Genomic DNA, 19040 nt, shown 5'->3' with positions numbered 1-19040 from the left:
TTAAATAAACTAAGGGCTACAATGGCTAAAAGTCAAGCAGAAATTTTTGAGAATAAATTATTAGAAATAATCAAAAATCAGAATAACATATATGATTTTATTGTTGAATATGTTAATGAAAAATCTTATGGAACATTTAGAATTTTTTCTAAAAAATTAAAAGAGTTAAATCAAAAATTATTTAATGAAAATTCTATTAGTGAAGAAGAATATATTAAAATCAATAACGCAATAAGTAACAAAGTAAAAACAAGAAGTCCTGAAGTGACATTTGATATGGAAGCATTTTTTAAAAAATATATTGAATTTTTTGAAATTAATAAAAAAGATAATAAAAATTTATTAAATATTCTTTTTTTAATGTTACCGTTTTTATTTGTTAAAAGTTTTAAAGAGTTACACGAGATAAAAATTGAAGATATTGAAATTCATGAGTTTAATAAATGTATGATTATTAAACATAACAATCCTTTAACTGGTAAAAATCATACGGTAAAAATTGGGAAGTTTTACAAAGAGTGGTTATATCTTTTTAATTCAATAAAAATGAATGAAAAAGAAGAGTATTTATTTGCTCATGCTTCTTCAAACTACACAGTATTTAATCAAAAATTAGATCCTTATCTTTCTAATTTTGCTAATAAAAATATAACAGATACAAAATATATTACACTAATAAAAAATGCTTTAAAGTACTCTAAGAAATCAATTTTCGAAATTTTATAAATTGAATGATTTAGTTTCAAACCAAACTTCACTAAAATTTTTTATAGCATTTTTTATTTCAAAATCTTCAAAACCACCAAATCCCAAAGCAATAACTTTTTCTAAATCAAAAAACTCTTTAAAATAGATTTTTATCTCTTTTTGTTTACATAATTCATCAAGTTTGTCTAAATTTATATTTACAAGGGGTTGTATTAAAAAATTTAATCCACTTCCTTCTCTTAAAATTTTTATTTCATCTTTCAAAAACTCTTTTAAAAATTCTTTCATTAGATCATGTTTTTTTCTATTTATATTTCTTATTTTTCTTAAGTGTTTTTCCCAATATCCTTCTTTTAAAAATAGAGTTAATGTTTTTTGAATATCTATAGAAACACCTGAAAATCTAAAATCAAAAATTTGATGATAAAAATTTAGTAATGAAGTTGGTAAAACAATGTAAGAAATTCTTAAAGCAGGGGATAAAGCTTTTGATAAAGTCCCAAGATAAATTATTCTATGGTTATTATTTTCTAAACCTTGCATCGAAGGAATAGGACGATTATAATAACTTAGTTCACTATCATAATCATCTTCAATTATAAAAGCATCATTATTTTTTGCCCAATTAATAAGTTTTAATCTATTTGAAATTGGCATTGTAACACCTGTTGGAAACTGATGAGAAGGTGTTACATATAAAGCATTACAATCTGTTCTTTCCAATAAATTTATATTTAATCCATCAGAATTTATAGGAATATTTTCTATTTCTAAAGAAGAAATTTCAAAAACTTTTTTTGCAACATTATAACAAGGGGATTCAACAGCTATTTTATTTGAGAATTTTTTTAAAATTGCACTTACTAAAAACAAACTATCGCTAAATCCACTTGTAATAATAATTTGTTCACTACTGCATAAAACAGCTCTAGAAAAAAAAAGATACTTTGAAAGTTCTTCTCTTAATTCTAATTCCCCTTGTTTATCGTGATAAATGCCATAATTAATATCATTTTTTAAAGCTTTATTATAAAGTTTTAACCAAGTTTGTTTTGGAAAAGAACTTTTAGCTAAGTGTGCAGGAAAAAAATCTATTTTATAATTAAAATCTTGTTTATTTTCATCTTTTTTTTCATCTTTATTTGTTTGAAAATTTTGGAAAATATCTTCACATACAAAATATCCACTATTCTTTTTACTTTCAATATAACCTTCCGCATATAGCTGATTATATGCAGTTTGTATGGTTGTTTTACTAAGATTATATTCATTTGATAGTTTTCTAATTGAAGTTAGTTTTGTTCCGGCTTTTAGTTTAGTTTTAATTTCATCTTTTATTTGTTCATATAGTTGAATATAAAGTGGTGTGGAGTTTTGTTCAAATTTATACAAAAGTGTCCTTGTTAAAAAAATCAAAAATGTATCTTTTATAAAGTACAGATATTTGATATTATACGTTTGAATTACTTAAAATATAGGAAAAAAAATGAATGAAAAAATAGAAAGCATATTAAAGTATGAAGGTGTTTTTAGTGTAGTAGCAAAATGTGAAGATTTCCCACATATTGTAAACACTTGGAACTCTTATGTGATTTTTAAAAATGGTGAGATTTTTGTTCCAGTTGCAGGAATGAATAAAATGCAAGAGTTACTTAAAAAAGATAACAGAGTTATTGTTGTTATTGGAACAAAAGAGCTTATGGGACTTCATGGAATGGGAATGGGAGTTAAAATAATAGGTTATGCTTCGATTTCAAGTGACACAAAAGAGTATAAAGATTTAAAAGCTAAGTTTGAATGGCCAAGAGCAGTTATGAAAATAGAGATTTTAGAATCATATCAAACTACATAAGGAAAAAAAGTGAGACGAGCTGAATTTGATGTAAAAGATGAAAATAGTGTAAATGAAGTATTAGAAACTTGTGAATATGGAAGTTTAAGTTTAATAAGTGATGGAAAACCTTATGTTGTTGCATTAAATTTTGTATTTTTTGAAAACTCTATTTTTTTTCATGGTGCAAAAGAAGGAAGAAAAATTGAAGCTATAAAATCAAATCCAAATGCCTCTTTTTTAGTGGTAAAACCTTACTCTTTTATTCCTTCATTTTTTAGTGACACAATGTCTGCTTCTCCTGCAACTCAATTTTTTGCTTCGGTGTTATTTGAGGGAACAATTAGTTTTATTGAAGATGGAAATATTAAAGCAAAAGTTTTAAACGCTTTAATGAAAAAATTTCAAAGTGAAGATAGTTTTGAAGAAATTGCCTATGAAAAAGCTATGTATACAAAAATCTTAGATAAAACGGCTATTCTTGAGTTAAAACCTGAAAGTATAAGTTGTAAAATAAAAGTAGGGCAGAATTTAAATGAAGAGAAAAAAAATAGATTGATAGAAAAATTAAAATCTAGAGATTCAAAAATAGATGAAGAGACTATAAAACAGATGCAATTATACAATTAAAGAAGATTATAAAATCTTTTTTAATTGGTTTTTGATGATAACTGGCACAAAAAACATAGAAACCACATAAGAGATTAAAGTTCCACCAATAAGTGCAACTCCTAGACCTCCAAACACTGCATCATTTGCTATTAAAGCACTTGCGAATACCATGGTTAGAACTGTAAGAATTATTGGCTTAGAACGCGTTGCAGTTGCTTTTGCTATTGCTTCATTAATGTCAAGATTTTTTTCATGAACTAGCTGTTTTGAAAAATCAATGATTAAAGTGGAATTTCTTGAGTTTATTCCAATAAGTCCAATAAATCCAATAAGTGATGTGGCTGTTAAATAAAAAGTATCACTTGTAAATAAATCCATAATTATATGGGCAAATATTACTCCAATAATTGATATAAAACTTGATAATACAATAGCTCCTGAAAGTGCAAAACTTTTATAATACATAACCATCAAAAAGAAGATTAGAACAAGTGCAATAATAAACGCTCCACCTAAATCTATAAAAGTATCAATTGTTACTTTTAATTCTCCATCAAAAATTAAATCAAACTTTTCTTTTGTTTTTTTATTTATGAATGATAGATTTAACATATTTGTTTTTGTTATTTCGTAGTCAGTATTTAAAGTATTTAACATTTCTTCTCTTGCATCTAAAAGAGGGTAAATTTGACTATCTTTAGAAGTTTCTGCTATTACATTTATTAATAAATTTAGATTTTTTGAGCTAATGGTTGGTTCTTTTATTATCTCTTTTATTTTTACTAATTCTGAAATATTTATCATATTTCCTTGAGCATTTACTATTTTTAGATTTTGAAGTTTATTTTTTAATTCATCTTTTGAAGAGTTTTGAAGAATTCTTGAATCATTTAATCTTAAAAAAATTGGAATTTGACTTTGTGCGTTTTTATCATTTACAACAGAGATATTCATACCTTCAAAAGCTAAAAACAAAGTATTTTTTAATTGTTCTAAATCAACTAAACTAATAATAGCTTTACTATTATCTAATTCTAATTCGTACATAATAAAATCTTTATCTGCAAGTACATCAATATCCACTAATGTACTTTGATTTTTAAGAATATTTGCAATTTTTAGTGCAAAATCTCTCCTACTTTCAAAACTATTTCCACCATAAATTTCTGTAACAATTGAAGCTAATACAGGAGGACCTGCTGGAAGTTCAATAAATTTGATGTTTGCTTCATATAAAGAGCAGTTTTTTTGTACATCAAATCTTAATTGACTAATCAAATTGTAACTTGTAATATCTCTTTCTTTTTGTTTTTTTATATTTACAATAATTTCAGCTTGAGATTCTTTGTTTTTTAATGCACTTTGTTTTACAAGTGCTGCAAAATCCAAAGGTTGACCTTCTTTTATAAAAGCTGAAATATTGATAATATTTTTTTCTTTTTGAAGATTGTTTACAATACATTGAGTTACTTCTTTTGTTTGAGAAACACTTGAACCATCTTTTAAATCTACATAAATAGAAAAAGTATCAGAATCCTTACTTGGAAGCATTTTTGCTTTTATAATTTGCGTTGGAAACGTAACAATACTTAAAACAAATAAAACAAAAGTAATAAAATAAATCAAAAATGATTTTTTTGGACTTTCTAAAATATCAAATATAAATTTTTCTAATTTCATCAAAAATCCTATAAAATTTTTTTAACTAAATATGGAGTAAATGCATAAGCTACAAATAATGATATTGTAAGCGAAATAGGCACAAAAACAGGAAGAGGGTGCATAAATTGTCCCATCATTCCCCCAACAAAAAACATTGGTATAAAAGTCATAATAATAGCAATGGTAGCTATGTTTGTAGGATTTCCTATCTCATTTGTTGCATTTATTGACAAAGTTACTATATTTGTATTTGGTGATTCAAGTTTGTGTCTATGAATATTCTCAATTACAATAATAGCAGCATCAACTAACATTCCTAGAGAAACTATAAGTGCAAATAAGGTGATTCTGTTTATTGTTTCTCCTAAAATTAATCCTACAAATAAAGTAAGAGATAAAATCATTGGAACCATTAAAGAAACAATCATAGCTTCTTTAAAACCTAAAGTAAAAATTAATAAGATAGCAATAATTATAATAGATATTAAAAGATCTAAAACCAATTTATTTACAGCATTATTTGCCATATAACCATCATCTCTTGTAATAGTATATTTTATATTTTTTGCTAATAATTCATCTTTTATTGAATCCATATATGTAAAAATTTCTTCATTGATAGTTACAGAATTTGCACCTTTTAGTTTTGATGCACTAAGAGTTATTTGATTAAATTCTTCAAAATCATCTATTACATTTCTTGTGAAAAGAATAGCTTCTTTTTTATTTTGAATATCATAAGATTTTTCAACAACGGCTATATCTTTTAAGTAAATAGGAGTTTGAAAGTTATATGAAATTATGAGATTTTGTAAATCTTTTTCATTTTGTATTGCTTCTTTTATTCCAAAAACCACAATTTCAGAGTTTAAAGTATTTGTTGTAATATTAGGAGTTTTATATGAAAGTGCTTGAATTTGTTTCATAACTTGACCTAAAGATAAGTTATAAGATGAAAGTTTATTTACATCAACTAAAATATTGAATTGTTCTTTTTTTTCACCTTTTAAATCAACTAAAGCCACATCTTTTATTTTATTTATTTCTTTGGTGATTTTATTTACTTCATTAAAAAGTTGGCTTTGTGAAACTAAATCTTTTTTATTTTCTTTTTGGGAATAAAAGGCAATTGTAGCAATTGGAATATCTGTATCAATATCCATAGTTTTTATCATTGGTTGCATTGCACCTTGGGGCATTAAATCCATATTTCTCATAACTTGATCATAAAGTTTTAGATTAGACTCTTCTTTGTCTTCCCCTATAAAATATTGAACTTGTACGATACCTACTGAATCTTTTGCAAAGGAATAAATATTTTCAACACCTTTTATCTCTTTTATTTTTTTTTCTAATGGTTCAATAATTACTTTTTGTATTTCACTAGGCAGCGCTCCTGGAAGGGCTACGATTACAACTCCACCACTTACTTTTATTTGTGGATTTTCTTCCCTTGGCATTATTAAAAGTGATATATATCCTAACGCTAAAATAAATACACCAAAAATAAAAGTTAATGGATGATTTATAAAAACTAAAGATAACTTTCCTGCTATGTTTAACTCTTTATTCATTTTATTTATCCTAGTTTTTAATATCTAAATCAAGAAAAACTTTTGAGTACATTCCTGGATAAATATTAAAATCTTTTTTATCAAAAGAGATTTTTAATACAAAAGAGTGAGTTAAACCATTTGTATTTGGAATTATTGCTTCTATTTTTCCTTCTGTTTTGAAGTTTTGTGAAGTTATTTCTATATTTACTTTTTGTCCGATTTTTATATCATTTAAGTTTGATTCTGAAATATCAGTTTTAACTAATAGGTTTGATAAATCAGTCAAAATCAAAGCTGGAATACTAGGCATCGCCATTTCTCCAACTTTTATCGATTTTTTTATAATTAATCCATTATTTGGAGCTTTTATTTTTAAATAATCATATTGAGAATTTATTTCTTTTAATTTAGCATTTGTAATATTTACCATACTTTTACTATTTAATAAATTTAATTCTAGTTGTTCAACTTCATATTTTGAAACCAAATCTTGAACTTGTAATCTTTTGTATCTTCCTAGATTTAATTCTATATTTTTTGTTTGATTTTGTAGAATTTCAAGATTTAAAAGAATCTCTTTTTTATTCGAATCTATATTTGAAGAGTCGATTTCATATAAAATATCACCTTTTTTTACATTAGAACCTTCACTTACATAAACTTCTTTTACGTATCCCATGTTTCTACTGGTAATTATTTTTTCATTATCTGAAATCACAGTTCCTGATAGTTCTATTTGCGTTGCAAGTAAATTTAAACAAAAAAATGTAGTTGTTAAAAGTATTTTTATCATTAGTTTTTTTCCTCTTTAATATTTTTTCCTAAAGCAAGATTTATTTTTGCAAATGCTAAGGATTTTTCATATCTAGCTTGAATAAGTAAGGCTTCATTTTTTCTAAAATTTGCTTCTTGCTGAAGTAGGATTGTCATAGAAATCAAATGATTTTGATATAAAAGTTTTGATTGTTCTAATACATCAGCAGCTAAATTTTTAGTTTCTATTTTTTCAATTAAGATTTTTTCTTTAGTTTCTAAATTTAAAATAGTTTTTTGAAGTTCTAACTTTATAGCATCTTTTAGTTTTTCACTGTTTAAAGAGGCTTTGGCATATTCTATTTTACTTTTTTGTTTTTCAATATCTCTTGTATTATCAAATAGAGTTAAATTTATTCCAACAAGTGCCATATAATAATCTTTTTCATCATCTAAAGTTAAATTATCATCATTAAATCCGTATTCTAAATGGGAATAAACGGATGGATAATAAGCTGAATTTGCTATATCAATATTTTTTTTACTAGCGTGAAGTTGAATATCTTGCATTTTAATTTCATCTCTATTTTCTAAAGCTTGAGTATAAAGTAGATTTTCATTTGGTATTTCTAAGTTCATATTTTCAAGATTTTGAACATCACTTATAGAATCATCTGAACTTAAAAATCTTAAATAAGCAAGGGCTAATTGGAAATTGTTTTTAGCTTCAATTAATTGGGAATTTATATTTAATTCATAAACTTTAGCTTCATTTACATCTATTTTTGTAATAAGTCCTTCTTCATGAAAGCTATTAGCTGATTTTGTTATTTGATTTATTGCAATTTTTGCTTTTTCTAAAGCTTGTATAAAATCTTTTGCAACAACAGCACTATTGTAAGCTTTCAGCACTTCAAAACTCAACTCTTTTTTATCAAGATTAAGTTTTATTTCATTTGCTTTTTCTTGAAGTTTTAAAATATCTTTTTGATTAGAAAGTTTAAATCCTGTAAAAAGTGGAATATCATAAGTTATTTTAGTATTGAAGTTATTTCTATCTTCTGGATAGTTTAAATCTGTTGGTTCAACATCAATTCCTTCATTTTGCTGAGAAAATCCAAAATCTCTAAATGTAGCTTCCCTTGAAGATAATTTTGAATTAAAAACATATCCAGCATGATTTGTTCTACTTACCTCTTCTGTAAGTGAAAGTTTTCCATAATTTATAGAATCAATAGTTTTTGTATTTAGATTTGATGATTCAATATTTAGTTTTTGTTGTTGTAAATCTTTGTTGTTTTGTAAAGTTAGACTTAAAACTTCTTCAAAACTTATACTTTGCGCATAAGTTAAAGAAGTTATTAATAATGATAAATAAATCTTATGCATATAAAAATCCTATTTTTATTTAATAAGATAAATTATACACTAAAAAATCGATATTTTAGATAAAAAATTATAAAAAAAAGTTATATAGCTTAGTTTGATTTTAATTATAATTTTAAGTTATTTAAAGGACTGTGCGAGATTTCCAATAATCAATTGCCAACCATCAATTACAATAAAAAAGATAATTTTAACTGGTAAAGAAATCATAACAGGAGGTAACATCATCATCCCTAAACTCATTAAAATAGATGCAACAATAATATCAATTACTAAAAATGGTAAAAATATTAAAAATCCTATTTCAAAAGCAGTTCTTAGTTCACTAACTATAAATGAAGGCATTAAAAGTGTTAAAGGAACATCATCTATATTTTTTGGATTTGGCTCTTTTTTGATTCTATAAAATAGGGCTAAATCTGATTCTCTAGTATTTTTTATCATAAACTCTTTAAATGGTTTAATTCCTTTTTCAAGGGCTATTTCATAACCAATTTTTTCATCCATATAAGGTTTTATACCTTCTTCCCATGATTTTTTACCATAAGGTTCCATAATAAAGATTGTTAATACAAGTGCTAATGATACTACTATTTGAGTTGGAGGAGTTTGCTGTAAACCCATAGCTTGTCTTAAAAGAGAGAAAACAATAATAATTCTAGTAAACGATGTAACCATTAATAATAGCGTTGGAGCTAATGCCATTAAAGTTAATATAACAGCTATATTAATAGTTTTTACGAATTGTGCTGGTTCATTAACTCCTGCAACTGAAAGATTAATCATAGGAGCAGAATCTGCTGCAAAGGTAAAAATAGAAAATAATAAAAATATAAGTATAAATCTCAAAAAAAATCCTATTTTAAAAATGAAAAATATGTTATCCAAAAAATGATTAAAATGCGATATTCAAGCAAGTTATTCTTTTTCTTTGATATAACCTAATTCATATAATTTATCATATATTTTACTTGCAATATCACCACCTGCATCTCCACCATGTCCACCATGTTCTTCTAATACAGTTACTGCATATTGAGGTTTTTTAAATGGTCCATAGGTTGTAATCCAAGCGTGAGATCTTTCATAATATTGTAAATCACTCTCTTTCATTCTTACTTTTTCAGATTGAGGAATTGAAACAACTTGTGCAGTTCCTGTTTTTGATGCAATTGTAATTTTAGAATTTATATATTTGCTAGCTGTTCCTCTTTGTGCATAAGTAACATCAAACATTCCTTTTCTGATAACATCTAAATATTCAGATGGAATATCAATCTCTTTTGGTTCTTCATAATTTGCTTTATAAAAGTGAGGTTTTGGTAATTTCCCAGTTGCTATATAACTTGTATATCTTGCAATTTGAAGAGGAGTTACCAACATATTTCCTTGTCCAATTGAAGTAATAACCGTTTCTCCTACATACCATGGTTCTTTATATTTTTTTTCTTTCCACTCTTTATTTGGATTTACACCCAAAAATTCATTAATTTGATCAACACCAGTAGATTGTCCAAAACCTAATTTATCTAAAGTATGAGAGATTTTATTTATTCCTATTTTCAAACTTCCTTTATAAAAAAAGTCATCACAACTTTCAGCAATAGCTTTTCTAAAATTTACAGTTCCATGACCAGTTGATTTCCAACATCTAAAATTTCTATTTCCAATAGTAAGTGAACCTGAACAATTAACTGAAAAATCATCATTTATTCCATTATCCAAGAAAGATAAAGCAACTCCCATTTTAATAACAGAACCAGGAGGATAAAGACCATTTATAATTTTATTTGTAAATGGATGATTAAAATCATTTCTCATTTCATTCCACTCTTTTACAGAAATACCTCGTGCAAAAATGTTATTATCAAATTCAGGAAAAGATGCCGCTGCTAATAATTCACCATTATTTACATCCATAACGACAACAGCACCACTTTTCCCTGTAAAAATTTCTTGAATATATTTTTGTAAACCAACATCTAAAGAAATTCTAATATTGTTATCAATAGAAGCCTCTTTTTCATTTAATATTTCTATTTCTTTATTTAAAGCATTTACTTTTACATCTTTATAACCCATTTCTCCTTGGAGTTTTGAGTTATAATATTTTTCTAAACCATTTTTTCCAATGATTCCATTGTATGAAGATAATTCATTATTTAAAATATCAAGTTTTGAAGCTTTTCCTACATAACCTATAATGTGAGAAGCAACTTCTTTTTGAGGATAAGCTCTTTTTGTTGTTGATTCAACTTTTACATCTTCTTTTGAAGATAATATTGTGTATTTTGGGAAAAATTCTTGGTAAGGAATATAATCAATTACTTTTATAAATTCATGATTGTATGAAGAATCTCCTTTTTTATATTCTCTTATTAATTTATCCCTTTCATATTGGGGAAAATGTTTTATTATTGAATCTATTATTTGTTCTAATTTTTCTTTATGTTTATAAGAACTTAAATGCGGTTTTACTAAAACTGCAAATCCCATTTCATTGATTGCTAATTTTTCACCATTTCTATCTTCAATCATCCCACGAATAGGTATTTTATCAACTCTTTTTATATAATTATTTTTTGATAATTCTTCATAATAAGTGTTTGATTTAATAGTTAAAAAATAGACTCTTGATAGTAAAGTTATTAAAATACCTAAAATTATTAAAAAAATCAGTGTTAATCGTATATTCAAAGAAATACTCCAAAAAATATTAAATCTATAATTATATTTGTAACTAATGTAATTAATATGGTTTCATTCAATCCAAGAACAACCGACCATATAATCAATAATCCAACATAAAAAAGTATTATATAAATATAACTACTAGATAAATTATAATATGTGTAGTTTTCATCTTTTGGTAGAATAAATATATAAAGAAAAAGGGATAATAAACTTAAAGTAAAAGGTTTTAAACCTGTATTTACTTCAATGAATAAAAATGCAATTACAACAAAAGTTAGTGAATATAAGTATCTTTTTTTAAGACATCTATAAAAAGCCGTAAATAAAATACCAGCAAACATAATTAATAAAAAATGTATTGAGGAAATAGTATTAACTATTACAGCTAAAGTTAGTACTATAAATAAAAAAATTGGATTATCTAAATTGTTTTTGGTCATATAAATGATGCTTTACTTTTGATTATTCACGATTATAGTATAAAAAATCTTATAGTAATATCAATTCCTATTTGAGGTTTTTTCTTTTAGTCTTTCATCTAGTTTATTTTTATTATTAGATAAATCATAAATAAAAGAGAATATCTCTGCAACTGCTCTATACATTGAGTCTGGAATCTCTTTATCAATATCAATTTGAGACAAAAGTTCTATTAAATCTTCATCTTTTTTTATTGGGATATTATTTTCTTTAGCAATTTTAATAATATTTGATGCAGTTTCCCCTTTTCCTTTTGCTGTAATTTTAGGAGCATTATCTTTGTCAATATTATATTTTAGTGCTACTGCTTTTTGAACAACATTTTTATTTATATTTTCTTGCATTTTATACTCTTATATCTATTCCAGAACTTAGGTTTGAGTTCTGATTATAACTATTATTTATGTATGCTTTTGTTGGTTCATCTTTTGATTCATTTTCATCTTTTAAATCCAAAAGTTTTATATTTACAGGAATTAATTCTACGCTATTTAAAGCGATTTTAAGAGCTTGCATATTATCTCTAAGAGCTGTTTTAAAATGTTCTCTTTGGGCATAAACTGTTAAATCAAGTTTATTTTTATCATATAAAGCCAACATTAAATCAACTTTTCCAAAATCTTTTAATGTTAAATTTATTTGACAATAAAATTTTTCTTCATCGGTTTTTTTCATGGAAATATTTCCCTCTTCCAACATCTCCCAAAAAAATGGAAGATAAACATTATTTGAGTTAGAACTGAGGCTTAAAAGTTGTTGATAATCTATTTGAGTTAATAATTTATCTACTTGTTTCGCTAATTCTTGAGATTTTGGATCTGTTTTTGAGGCTAATTCATCTTGCATTTTTAACAAAACAGATTTTACATCTTCAGTTAAATTTGTTTGGTCATTTTTTTGTAAAGATGGATTTGCAAGATCTTTTATAATTGACTCTATTTTTTCTACAAATTTCATAACTTGGTTTTGTAAATTATGATCATTTGGATTCAAGTTTTCTAAACTCTCTTTTAAGTTTGAAAGTAAAGGGTTTAAATTTGAAGCAAAATTACTTGTAAAAGTACTTAAATTATTTTGCGTTAAAAGTGAAGATAAATTTTCATTTTTTGCAAATAAATTATCCATTTTTAAAAGATTTTCCAACAAAGGTAAAATATTTTTATTTTGTAAAGTTGGATTTTGAATAACTTCATTTTTGAGTTGAGTTAATAACTCTTTTGTTTGTAAATTAATACTATCTTTTGTTTGTAAATTCTGATTATTTACACTATTTTCTACTTTTGATTCAACTAAAGAACCTTCATTTACAACATTTTGTAGTTGATTTATAAGAGTTGATAAGTTTTGTGTTTGTGGGGTTGATAAAGAATTATTTAGATTTTGTAAAGCAGTTGTTAAAGTTTTTAATCCTGCTAAATCATTGTTTGTATTTGCTGGCATTGGACTTTGTAAAAGTTTTGAAATTAGCTCATTTACTTGTTTTGCTTGGGGTGTATTTAAATCTTTTATTAAATTTTGGATTTGATTTAATATAGTTTCTATTTTACTATTTGGAGTTGAACTTTGTGCTATTTTTGATTCTAAAAAAACACCTGAATTTTTTAGTTGCTCTTTTAAAGTATTTGCATCCATATCTTTTATATTTTTTAAAAAATTTTCTATTAAAGGTTTGAATTTTTGTAAATTTTCATCTTGTGAAATATTTTCAAGAAGTGAAGTTAAGTTGTTTGCAACAGCTCCTAAATCTTTAAAAACTGTTGAATTTTTTAAAATATTTTCTATTGTTGTATTTGATTTTGTACCATTTTTTAGACCATCAAATAAATCTTTTAAAACATCATTTATTGAAGCACTATTATTTTTAACTAATTGTTCTAAGGTTTTTGAATCTGCCTCTTTTAAGACATCCTTTAGAACTTTATTATCATTTGGTAAAAGTATATTTAATAGTGTATTATTTGTTACTAACATACAAAAGTATAACATATCTAAATATTTTCTACACACTTTTTTGGTTATACTTTTTTTATGAAAAGAAGAAACTTTATAAAATTTACAACAATTAGTGCTATTTTATTTTCTACAAATATTTCAATAGCCAAAAATATACCAAATAAAACTTTGTTAGTTTTAGATGAAGTTTTAAACATAATATTTCCAAAAACTTCCACAATGCCCAGTGCAAAAGAGTTTAAAGCTTTAGAATATCTAATAAAAAATATTTCTCACAAAACTTTTGATAATGAAGATAAAACTCTGATTTTAGATGGAACAAAAGATTTTATAGGTAGTTTTCCTGAGTTTTTAACTTTAAAAGAAAATGAGAAAAAAGAGTTGATTTTTGAAATCATTAAAAATAGTGCTTATGCAAAATCTTGGGTTTCAAAAATCACTTATTATGGAATTGAAGCCATGTTTAGTGACCCGATTTATAGTGGGAATTTTAATCAAATAGCATGGAAAAGTATAAATCATGCAGTTGGGATTCCCCAACCTTTAAAAACCTATGGACAAAAAATATGATATATGATGTTTGTGTAATCGGAAGTGGAGCAGGGGCTGGTCCTGTGGACAAAAAATATGATATATGATGTTTGTGTAATCGGAAGTGGAGCAGGGGCTGGTCCTGTTATTTATGAATTAAGTCGTGCTGGATTAAAAGTTTGTGTTTTGGAAAAAGGTGATATTTATAATGAAAAAGATTTTTCAAAAGATGAAATTGTCGTGCGAAAAGCTATTTATACACCAGATTTAAAAGATGAATATCACACAATTGAAGAGTTTGTTGATGGGGCTTGGCAAAAATTTCCAACCTATGAAACTGGTTGGAGTTTTTGGAATGGTAACCTTTTAGGTGGTTCTTCAAACTTTATGAGTGGATTTTTTCACAGGCTTAAACCAAATGATTTTAAATTGGCTTCAACTTATGGCGTTCCTAAAAATTCAAATATTGTTGATTGGACAATATCTTATGATGAACTTGAACCATATTATGCAAAAGTAGAAGAGCTTGTTGGAGTTTCAGGAGAGGTTCAAGAGTACGAGTTTTTAGAACCAAGAAGTACAAAAGAGTTTCCATATTCTGCTTTAGCTGAAAATAAAATAGTAGATTTAATAGATAAATCTTGCAAGGAATTAGGCTTTAAATCAATAAAAACTCCAAGGGCAATAATTTCAAAACAAAAAAATCATAGAAATCCTTGTTATTATTCCAACTATTGTGGTTCATACCCATGTTCAAGTGGAGCAAAAGGAAGTTCAAGGGCTAGTTTAATAAAAGATGCACTTTTAACAAACAATGTAACAATAATCCCAAATGCCTTTGTAATAAAATTAAACACAGATAAAAATAAAAAAATAGAAAGTGCCGTGTATCTCTCAAAAGAAGGAAATAAAAAAGAAGTTCAAGCAAAACTTTTTGTCGTTGCTGCTCAAGCTGTGGAGACTTCAAGGCTTTTATTAAACTCAAAAGATGAGAATTTCCCAAATGGTGTTGCAAATAATAGTGGAAATGTGGGGAAAAACTTTCTTTCAAGTAGCGGTGGAATCGTAAGTGCTACTTTTGATGAAACTAATATGAATTTAAAAGATTTGTTAGAACCTGGAGTTTTTGTAAATAGGTCGTTGATGGATTGGTATTTTACCAAAAAGTTCAAAGGTGGAAGTATTGATATTCTTTTTGAACATTCAAATCCAATAAGAAGGGCTTCATTTTTACGTTTTAATGAAAATGATTTATTAATTGGCGAAGAGTTACAAAATAAAATCTTTGAAACTTTTACAAAAACAAGAACTTTAAATATAGAAATTTTTACAGATTGGACTCCAAATGATAATTCATTTATAAGTGTCGATGAAAAATATAAAGATAAATATGGAATTCCCGTTGCAAATATTAGAATTGGAACTCATCCCCAAGATAAAAAAGCTTCAGAGTTTTTAGAAGAAAAATCAATAAAATTATTTGAAAAAATGGGTGGTAAAAATATAGTTTCAGATATATCAGCACTTCCTTCTTCAAATTTACAAGCAGGTGGTTGCAGATTTGGAAATGATGCTAAAACTTCTGTTTTAAATAAATATTGTCAAGCCCATGAAGTAAAAAATCTTTTTGTAACCGATGGAAGTTTTATGCCAACGGGTGGAAGTGTTCCTTTTACTTGGACTATTTATGCGAACTCTTTTAGGGTTGCTGATTATATAAAAGATAATTTTAAAAAATTAATAGTTTAAAACATTACACTTTGTAAGATTTTATTTCCAATAAAAAAGTTTTAGATATAATAAATCAATAATATATAATTTAAGGTTTATTAATGCAAGATATAGAAATTTGGCATAATCCAAAATGTTCAAAATCAAGAGCAGCGATGGAATTATTGGAAAATAACAATATAGATGCAAATGTTGTTAAATATTTAGAACAAACTCCCATAAAAGAACAAATAAAAGATGTTTTAAAGAAACTAAAAATTAGTGCAAAAGAGCTTTTACGAACAGGTGAAGATGTTTATAAAGAGTTAAATTTAAAACAAATAGATGATGAAGAAACACTAATCGATTTTATGGTAAAAAATCCTATTTTAATTGAGCGACCAATCATCATAAGAGGCGATAATGCTGTGATTGCAAGACCAATTGAAAACTTAAGCGAATTAATTAAATGATTTATGAAGTAAATGAAAAACAACAAAGAATTAAATATATTAGAGTTTTAGAAAAGTTTTTTACAAGAACTATTTCATTATTAAAACTTGATAATTTTGATAAAGATTTATTCAAACAAAGAACTAAAAAGAATTATGAAGATTTGATAAAAACAACAGAAATAGAGTTATATTCTGAATATTATGAGGGAATAAAAGTTTTTATAAATAAAACAATGTTTTATTTGGAAGAGCATTCAAAATCTTTTGAAGATGAAAAAGCTATTTTATTAAAAGATGCAAATCTTATTCAAAAAGAGAAAAATAGCAGTAATTACAAAAAAGATAAACACAAAAACCAAAAATTCAATGATGGATATTAATGAGTCAAGAAGAGTATAAAAGCTTTAAGTTATCAGGAGTTATAAAAAAAGTTTTATACAAAAATGATGAAACAAAATACATAATCGCAGTTTTAGAAAATAATCAAAAAATTTGTGGTGCATATTTCGATACAGATATTGAAAAAATCGTTGGTGAAGAGGTTATTTTAAAAGGAAATTGGATAACTCATAAAAAATATGGAGTTCAATTTGAATTTGATACTTTACAGCTAAAAGAGGCTGAAATTTTCTTTTTTCTTACAAAAATAGTAAAAGGTGTTGGTAAAAAATTTGCCCATGAATTACTAGAAAAATATGATGAAGAAGAGTTAGTAGATATATTAAGCAATAGACCTCAAGAACTTCTTGATTTTAAAGGAATAAAAGAGAAAAAGCTTCAAATGATAGTTAGCTCTTGGCAAAAATTCCAACACTTAAGAGAACTAGGTTCTTTTTTAGCAAAATTTGGGGTAACTTCAAATCTTATTACAAAAATATATTCAAGTTTAGGTGAAGTTGAAAACCTAATAGAGAAAATCAAAGAAAATCCATATATTTTAATAAACATAAAAGGAATTGGTTTTAAAAGAGCCGATGAAATAGCTAAATCACTTGGAATTGACCCAAAATCTGAGTTTAGAATAATGGCATGTCTAAACTACACTTTAAGGGAATATTGTGATAATAATGGAAACTCTTCAATAGAAAAATTTCATTTATACAAACTTTTAGATGATAGTTTACGTTTTTTTAATGAAGAGGCTTTATACGAATCAGCTATTTCTAAAATGCTAGTTGAAGAAGATCTTTTTGTGACAAGCGAAAATAGATATGCCTTATCAATGCTTTATTATGCAGAAAAGCGAATTTTAGAGTTTTTTACAAGAAGAAAAGATGAAAAAAACAGAAAAATTATTGCCACTTTTGATGAATATTTACTGAAAAAACAAGAGACTTTAGGTTTTGAATTAAGTACTGAGCAAAAAAAAGCGGTTGAACTAATAAACAACGGTGATAAAACTCTATTTTTAATAGGTTATGCAGGAACTGGAAAATCAACTTCAAGTAGGGCGATTTTAGAGCTTCTTGAAGAGACAATGTCTTATGATGATATTATGACTATTGCTTTAAGTGGAATTGCTTCACAGCGTATTTCAGACACCACAGGTTACAACTCTTCAACGATTCAATCACTTTTAATGAAACATAAAGAGAAAGATTTTTTCCCGTATAAAGCTATTTTACTTGATGAAGCTTCAATGGTAAATTCTGTTACTTTTTATCAAATAATTTCAAAAATTGCTGATGATACTATTTTTATAATTGTGGGAGATGATGGACAATTACCTGCAATTGGGGCTGGGAATGTACTTGCAGATGCCATAAAATATGAACTTGCTCCCATTTGTAAACTAACAAAAATCTATAGACAAAATGAAAATCAAGCAATTGCTGTTATTGCAAACGATATAAGAAAAGGAGAAGTTCCTGCTTATAAAGAAGAATATGAGGATTTTAAATTTATTGATGTATCTATTTCAAATTATTATTCACAAAAAAACTCCGTTTCATCGAATGATTTTGCAGATTTAAGGGGTGAAAATTCTGAGTATATTTTGAATAATATTTTAAATATTTCAGCTTCTTATATAGAGCAATATTATGATTTTATAAAGAAAAAAAAGATTTCAAAAGCATTAACACTTTTTCAAGTGATCACTCCCATGAAAGCTGGAATTTTAGGGGTTGATAATCTAAATATTCAACTTCAAAAACTCTTTAATCATACGAAAGGAAAGGCTTTTGTTTCAAAAGTGTATGAATATAAATTAACTGACAAAGTAATTCATATAAAAAATGAGAATATGAAAGCTCAAACTATGAGTATGTATAAAAGTGGCTCAACTGATTTTCTTGAAAGAAGAGTTTACAACGGTCAATTAGGCCTTATAATAAAACTTGATTTTGAAGAAGAAAAATGTATAGTTTTGTATCCAAATGATGATATGGTTGTATTTTATGATTTTGAAAATGTTTATACTTTATTATCACTAGCATATTGTCTAACTATTCATAAAACCCAAGGAATGGAGTATGAAAATGCTCTAATTCCTATGAGTTTTTCCCATTACATAATGCACAATACGAAACTTTTATACACTGCAATCACAAGAGCAAAAAGAATGTGTTATATCGTTGGTGAAGAAGAAGCATTTAAGAGTGCTTGTAAAAAATTAGAAATAACAATAAGAGAATCAGTAATAAATGATTTACTAAGTAAAAAAATAATTCAAAATAGAGAAATAATAGTCGTTTAACGAACTTAAAA

The 19040-nt window shown here is 25.6% G+C and carries 18 protein-coding genes; 8 read left to right on the top strand and 10 right to left on the bottom strand.

The window, feature by feature from the left end; genetic code table 11:
- The first annotated feature begins 21 nt into the window (after positions 1-21).
- Positions 22-726 carry a hypothetical protein gene (locus ASUIS_RS08140; RefSeq protein ID WP_118886566.1) on the top strand — a complete coding sequence of 235 codons (705 nt, stop codon included), beginning with the start codon at positions 22-24 and terminating at the stop codon, positions 724-726.
- On the opposite strand, the gene pdxR is transcribed toward ASUIS_RS08140, so the two are convergent.
- The gene (gene pdxR, locus ASUIS_RS08135) at positions 721-2100 is read right to left on the bottom strand and encodes a MocR-like pyridoxine biosynthesis transcription factor PdxR (protein ID WP_118886565.1); all 1380 of its coding nucleotides are present in this window, start codon (positions 2098-2100) and stop codon (positions 721-723) included. The two genes, ASUIS_RS08140 and pdxR, sit on opposite strands and share 6 nt — an antisense overlap.
- Before the next feature lie 94 nt (positions 2101-2194).
- Between pdxR and ASUIS_RS08130 the strand changes: the two genes are divergently transcribed.
- Together ASUIS_RS08130 and ASUIS_RS08125 are read left to right on the top strand one after the other, a co-directional pair.
- Positions 2195-2560 carry an FMN-binding protein gene (locus ASUIS_RS08130; RefSeq protein ID WP_118886564.1) on the top strand — a complete coding sequence of 122 codons (366 nt, stop codon included), beginning with the start codon at positions 2195-2197 and terminating at the stop codon, positions 2558-2560.
- 9 nt (positions 2561-2569) lie between these two features.
- Positions 2570-3169 (top strand): pyridoxamine 5'-phosphate oxidase family protein, encoded by a 600-nt coding sequence (locus ASUIS_RS08125; RefSeq protein WP_118886563.1) that lies wholly within the window; start codon positions 2570-2572, stop codon positions 3167-3169.
- Between the two features lie 6 nt (positions 3170-3175).
- Here ASUIS_RS08125 and ASUIS_RS13950 read toward each other — a convergent pair whose 3' ends face one another.
- The 9 genes from ASUIS_RS13950 to ASUIS_RS08080 all read right to left on the bottom strand — a co-directional run bounded on the left by ASUIS_RS13950 (position 3176) and on the right by ASUIS_RS08080 (position 13668).
- Complete coding sequence (locus ASUIS_RS13950; protein WP_118886562.1) at positions 3176-4831, bottom strand: efflux RND transporter permease subunit; 1656 nt, start codon at positions 4829-4831, stop codon at positions 3176-3178.
- 8 nt (positions 4832-4839) lie between these two features.
- Positions 4840-6387, bottom strand: a complete 1548-nt coding sequence (locus ASUIS_RS13945; RefSeq protein ID WP_118886561.1) for an efflux RND transporter permease subunit — start codon at positions 6385-6387, stop codon at positions 4840-4842.
- 10 nt (positions 6388-6397) lie between these two features.
- The gene (locus ASUIS_RS08110) at positions 6398-7162 is read right to left on the bottom strand and encodes an efflux RND transporter periplasmic adaptor subunit (RefSeq protein WP_118886560.1); all 765 of its coding nucleotides are present in this window, start codon (positions 7160-7162) and stop codon (positions 6398-6400) included.
- The gene (locus tag ASUIS_RS08105) at positions 7162-8511 is read right to left on the bottom strand and encodes a TolC family protein (RefSeq protein WP_118886559.1); all 1350 of its coding nucleotides are present in this window, start codon (positions 8509-8511) and stop codon (positions 7162-7164) included. Before ASUIS_RS08105 ends, ASUIS_RS08110 begins: the two co-directional genes overlap by 1 nt.
- 117 nt (positions 8512-8628) lie before the next feature.
- Positions 8629-9357, bottom strand: a complete 729-nt coding sequence (fliP, locus tag ASUIS_RS08100) for a flagellar type III secretion system pore protein FliP (RefSeq protein WP_192894421.1) — start codon at positions 9355-9357, stop codon at positions 8629-8631.
- Positions 9358-9426: 69 nt separating this feature from the next.
- Positions 9427-11205 (bottom strand): penicillin-binding protein 2, encoded by a 1779-nt coding sequence (gene mrdA, locus ASUIS_RS08095; RefSeq protein WP_118886558.1) that lies wholly within the window; start codon positions 11203-11205, stop codon positions 9427-9429.
- Complete coding sequence (locus ASUIS_RS08090; RefSeq protein WP_118886557.1) at positions 11202-11642, bottom strand: hypothetical protein; 441 nt, start codon at positions 11640-11642, stop codon at positions 11202-11204. Before ASUIS_RS08090 ends, mrdA begins: the two co-directional genes overlap by 4 nt.
- A 60-nt stretch (positions 11643-11702) precedes the next feature.
- A complete protein-coding gene (locus ASUIS_RS08085) occupies positions 11703-12026 on the bottom strand; it encodes an EscU/YscU/HrcU family type III secretion system export apparatus switch protein (RefSeq protein WP_118886556.1) in 324 nt (107 codons plus the stop codon).
- Position 12027: 1 nt separating this feature from the next.
- Positions 12028-13668, bottom strand: coding sequence for a flagellar hook-length control protein FliK (locus ASUIS_RS08080; protein WP_192941175.1), 1641 nt, complete (start codon positions 13666-13668; stop codon positions 12028-12030).
- A gap of 42 nt (positions 13669-13710) precedes the next feature.
- On the opposite strand from ASUIS_RS08080, the gene ASUIS_RS08075 reads away from it, so the two are divergent.
- The 5 genes from ASUIS_RS08075 to ASUIS_RS08055 all read left to right on the top strand — a co-directional run bounded on the left by ASUIS_RS08075 (position 13711) and on the right by ASUIS_RS08055 (position 19029).
- Positions 13711-14205 (top strand): gluconate 2-dehydrogenase subunit 3 family protein, encoded by a 495-nt coding sequence (locus tag ASUIS_RS08075; RefSeq protein WP_118886554.1) that lies wholly within the window; start codon positions 13711-13713, stop codon positions 14203-14205.
- Positions 14206-14262: 57 nt separating this feature from the next.
- A complete protein-coding gene (locus ASUIS_RS08070; protein WP_118886553.1) occupies positions 14263-15915 on the top strand; it encodes a GMC family oxidoreductase in 1653 nt (550 codons plus the stop codon).
- A gap of 83 nt (positions 15916-15998) precedes the next feature.
- The gene (gene arsC, locus ASUIS_RS08065; RefSeq protein ID WP_118886552.1) at positions 15999-16349 is read left to right on the top strand and encodes an arsenate reductase (glutaredoxin); all 351 of its coding nucleotides are present in this window, start codon (positions 15999-16001) and stop codon (positions 16347-16349) included.
- A complete protein-coding gene (locus ASUIS_RS08060) occupies positions 16346-16711 on the top strand; it encodes a hypothetical protein (RefSeq protein WP_118886551.1) in 366 nt (121 codons plus the stop codon). The genes arsC and ASUIS_RS08060 overlap by 4 nt, the downstream gene beginning before the upstream one ends.
- Complete coding sequence (locus ASUIS_RS08055) at positions 16711-19029, top strand: AAA family ATPase (protein WP_118886550.1); 2319 nt, start codon at positions 16711-16713, stop codon at positions 19027-19029. Before ASUIS_RS08060 ends, ASUIS_RS08055 begins: the two co-directional genes overlap by 1 nt.
- Positions 19030-19040 lie beyond the last annotated feature (11 nt).

Origin of the sequence: Arcobacter suis CECT 7833 (genome assembly GCF_003544815.1) — a bacterium.
In the GTDB taxonomy this organism is placed as follows: domain Bacteria; phylum Campylobacterota; class Campylobacteria; order Campylobacterales; family Arcobacteraceae; genus Aliarcobacter; species Aliarcobacter suis.
Note: the sequence above shows the minus strand (reverse complement) of the source record. Positions and strands in the feature narration are given on the sequence as shown.

Bases quoted from the DNA above. Each gene is read 5' to 3' on its own strand.
- ASUIS_RS08140 (WP_118886566.1), top strand. From the start codon at position 22: ATGGCTAAAAGTCAAGCAGAAATTTTTGAGAATAAATTATTAGAAATA.
- ASUIS_RS08130 (WP_118886564.1), top strand. From the start codon at position 2,195: ATGAATGAAAAAATAGAAAGCATATTAAAGTATGAAGGTGTTTTTAGT.
- ASUIS_RS13950 (WP_118886562.1), bottom strand. From the start codon at position 4,831: ATGAAATTAGAAAAATTTATATTTGATATTTTAGAAAGTCCAAAAAAA.
- ASUIS_RS13945 (WP_118886561.1), bottom strand. From the start codon at position 6,387: ATGAATAAAGAGTTAAACATAGCAGGAAAGTTATCTTTAGTTTTTATA.
- ASUIS_RS08110 (WP_118886560.1), bottom strand. From the start codon at position 7,162: ATGATAAAAATACTTTTAACAACTACATTTTTTTGTTTAAATTTACTT.
- ASUIS_RS08105 (WP_118886559.1), bottom strand. From the start codon at position 8,511: ATGCATAAGATTTATTTATCATTATTAATAACTTCTTTAACTTATGCG.
- ASUIS_RS08090 (WP_118886557.1), bottom strand. From the start codon at position 11,642: ATGACCAAAAACAATTTAGATAATCCAATTTTTTTATTTATAGTACTA.
- ASUIS_RS08085 (WP_118886556.1), bottom strand. From the start codon at position 12,026: ATGCAAGAAAATATAAATAAAAATGTTGTTCAAAAAGCAGTAGCACTA.
- ASUIS_RS08080 (WP_192941175.1), bottom strand. From the start codon at position 13,668: ATGTTATACTTTTGTATGTTAGTAACAAATAATACACTATTAAATATA.
- ASUIS_RS08075 (WP_118886554.1), top strand. From the start codon at position 13,711: ATGAAAAGAAGAAACTTTATAAAATTTACAACAATTAGTGCTATTTTA.
- ASUIS_RS08070 (WP_118886553.1), top strand. From the start codon at position 14,263: ATGATATATGATGTTTGTGTAATCGGAAGTGGAGCAGGGGCTGGTCCT.
- arsC (WP_118886552.1), top strand. From the start codon at position 15,999: ATGCAAGATATAGAAATTTGGCATAATCCAAAATGTTCAAAATCAAGA.
- ASUIS_RS08060 (WP_118886551.1), top strand. From the start codon at position 16,346: ATGATTTATGAAGTAAATGAAAAACAACAAAGAATTAAATATATTAGA.
- ASUIS_RS08055 (WP_118886550.1), top strand. From the start codon at position 16,711: ATGAGTCAAGAAGAGTATAAAAGCTTTAAGTTATCAGGAGTTATAAAA.